Source organism: Streptomyces sp. NPDC059003, from assembly GCF_042740445.1.
Classification (GTDB): Bacteria; Actinomycetota; Actinomycetes; order Streptomycetales; family Streptomycetaceae; genus Streptomyces.
The window spans coordinates 1-2987 of the sequence record NZ_JBHYJH010000394.1 but is presented as its reverse complement, the minus strand read 5'-3'; the positions used below and the strand labels follow the sequence as shown (position 1 = coordinate 2987).

At 68.9% G+C, this 2987-nt stretch carries 1 protein-coding gene and 1 pseudogene; both read left to right on the top strand.

Annotation, left to right across the window (positions count from 1 at the left end; all coding sequences use genetic code 11):
* Positions 1-196 precede the first annotated feature (196 nt).
* A pseudogene (locus ACFWZ5_RS45950) lies at positions 197-1255 on the top strand (transposase); the annotation flags it as partial.
* Between the two features lie 527 nt (positions 1256-1782).
* The coding region (locus tag ACFWZ5_RS45945; RefSeq protein ID WP_384893203.1) for an MMPL family transporter at positions 1783-2987 on the top strand (1205 nt) is incomplete at its 3' end.

Below are 2987 nucleotides of genomic sequence, written 5' to 3'. Positions count from 1 at the left end.
GCGCACCCTCGGCAGCTGACCTCAACAGACCCAAGATCCCCGACAGAGTCAAGCTTTAGCTTGATCTTTAAGGTCGGGGGTCGAATGCGGCCTCGAACTTGATCACTCGTGACGGTAACTCCCGTACGTGCAGGCGGCCTTCGGTTGATCATGTGCTCCGACCAGGGACACACATGCTCAACACGAAGGCCGTGGGATGAGTCTGTTGCACAACGCCGCTCCGGTGGAGCCGTTCGCGGAACTGTCATGCTTCCGGGGCGAGTTCTACTCGTGTCTGACCTCGCGGGCGGACGCGTTGTTCGAGGTGGCGGATGCGGTGCTGTGTGCGGACGGCCCGGTCAGGACGCTGGTTGACTTGTCGCTGGTGGGCGAGCATCGCCGTGGGCACGGCAGTCTGTACTCCGCCCTGGCTGCGGGGCGGGTGGATGTGTCCCGGCTGCGGCGGGCCGTGGCCGCGGTCCCGTTGCCGCAGGCGGCCGACGGGCGGCTGGTGCTGGCCGCCGACATCACCTGCTGGCTGCGGCCGGATGCGCATACCTTGCCCGAGCGGATCCTGTGCCACACCTATGGCCGTGGCAAGGACCAGCACCTTCCCGTTCCGGGCTGGCCGTACTCGGTGATTTGCGCGCTGGAGACGGGCCGCAGTTCCTGGACCGCGCCGCTGGATGCGCTGCGGCTGGCTCCGGGCGACGACGGCGCCACGGTGACCGCGCGGCAGATGCGTGAGCTCATCGAGCGCCTCATCGAGGCCGGGCAATGGCGCCAGGGCGACCCGGGCATCCTCATCGTGGTCGACGCCAGCTACGACGTGCCCCGCCTGGCCTTCCTCCTCAACGACTTGCCCGTGCAGGTGCTGGGGCGGATGCGCTCGGACCGCGTCCTGCGCCGGGCCGTGCCGCCGCGCGAACCGCACACCATGGGCCGCCCGCCGCGGCACGGTGGCGAGTTCGTCTTCGGCGACCCCGCCACCTGGAACACGCCCGGGGCCGAGACGGTGACCGAGACCCGCCTCTACGGAAAGGCGACCGTCCAGGCATGGGATCGCCTCCACCCGCGGCTGACCCACCGCTCCGCCTGGACCGCCCAGTTGGGTGCCCTCCCGGTCATCGAGGGCACCGTGATCCATCTGCGGGTCGAACGACTGCCCAGCGGAGCCACCCCGAAGCCGGTCTGGCTGTGGTGGTCAGGCACCGGTGCCACCGCTGCGGACGTCGACCGGCTCTGGCGGGCGTTCCTGCGGCGCTTCGACATCGAGTGTGGGATCTACCGTCTCAAACGCCACCGGGCTGTTCTAAATAGCAAAGAACTCCCGGGCCCAAGACCTGGGGGTTTCGGCTCGAGCGGGTGACGAGAATCGAACTCGCGCTCTCAGCTTGGGAAGCGACGGCGCTTGAGAAGCCGGATTGCGTCTGACCTGGGCATATGTGCTTCGATGTGAGGCTCGTGAGCGCAGGGTCGCACCGTTGTTGACCATGATTCACCGGTCTTATGGGCTTGGAGTCGACTTGGAGGCATGGACGGCTCTTTCCAGCGGCTGACGAACCACCGAGTTTTGGGAGCGAGTGATGGCCGGAAGGGCGCGGTTGCGCGAGCACACGGAAAGGAGTGCAGCGCCGGCCGAGCCACTCGCCCGGTGAACAGCGGAGCTGCAGGCGTCGGGACCGGGATCGCCACACGGACGGGTGACACCGCACACCCCCTCTCTCGCCCCGCATGTTGGTCAGTTCCCACGGGTGTCGTGCGTGCCTCGCCCCCTGGCTCCGTCCGCCGAAGGGACCATTCATGCTGACCGATGTGTTGGGCGCGATCGCGCGCTGGTCATTCCGGCACCGTCGGCTGGTGCTTGTCCTCGCTTCTCTCGTGATGGCGCTGGGTGTTCCGGTGGGCATCGGGATGGGCGACCAGTGGTCGACCGGTGGCTATACGGCCGAGGGAACGCCGGCGGAGCGGGCTGAGGTGATGGCACAGAAGTTCGGCGCCGGCACACCCGACCTTGTGCTGTATGCCCGTCCCGGTCGTTCGGTCGACGCCCCCGGTGTGGCAGAGCGGGGACGGAGGCTGACCGCACTCGCTGCAGACTCACCCGGCGTCGCTTCGGCGGTGTCGTACTGGAACACCGGTTTGGAGCCGCTGCGGTCGGCCGACGGCCGTGGTGCGCTGGTGCGACTCGACCTCAAGGGCGACCAGTCGCGGGCGGCCGGTACGGCCCGTACGTTGGTGCCGGCCTTGCGGGCCGCCGCCCCGGAGCTCGGCCTGTCGGCCACCGGGTCGGCCTGGATCAACGTCAGCGCCACGGACCAGGCTGAACGTGACCTGGTCCGCTCGGAACTGCTCACCCTCCCGCTCACCTTCGCCGTACTGGTGCTGGCTTTCGGCTCGCTCGGCGCGACCCTGGCCCCCTTGCTGATCGGCGGAGTCGCTGCGGCAGGCTCCCTGGCGGTGCTGGCGCTGTGCACGCGGCTGTACCCCGTCTCGGTCTTCTCGGCCAACCTCAGCTTCGCCCTCGGGTTCGGTCTGGCTGTCGACTACGGGCTGTTCACGCTGTTCCGCTACCGGGAAGAGCGGGCCAGAGGGCTTGGCCAGGAAGAGGCGATCGTCCGCGCGATGTCCACGGCCGGCCGAGCGGTGACGTTCTGCGCCTTGACCATGGCGTGCTGCACGGCCTCCCTGTTCGTCTGTTCGCTGGGCATGGTCCGCTCGCTGGCGACGGCCTCGATCATCGTGGTGGCGTTCTGCCTGATCACCACGGTGGTGCTGCTGTCCGCGCTGCTCGGGGCGCTGGGCGACCGTCTGGAGAGCTGGGACCCGTTCCGTCGGCTGCCCTGGCGCCGTTCACCGGAGGAGATGTCAGTCAGTCCGATGTGGCGCCGGATCGCCGTCGCGGTGACCGCACGGCCGCGGCTGTGCACGGGGCTGGGGGCCGCACTGCTGCTGGCGCTGGCGCTGCCTGCCGCCGGGCTGCACCCCAAACTCGTCGACGACTCCAT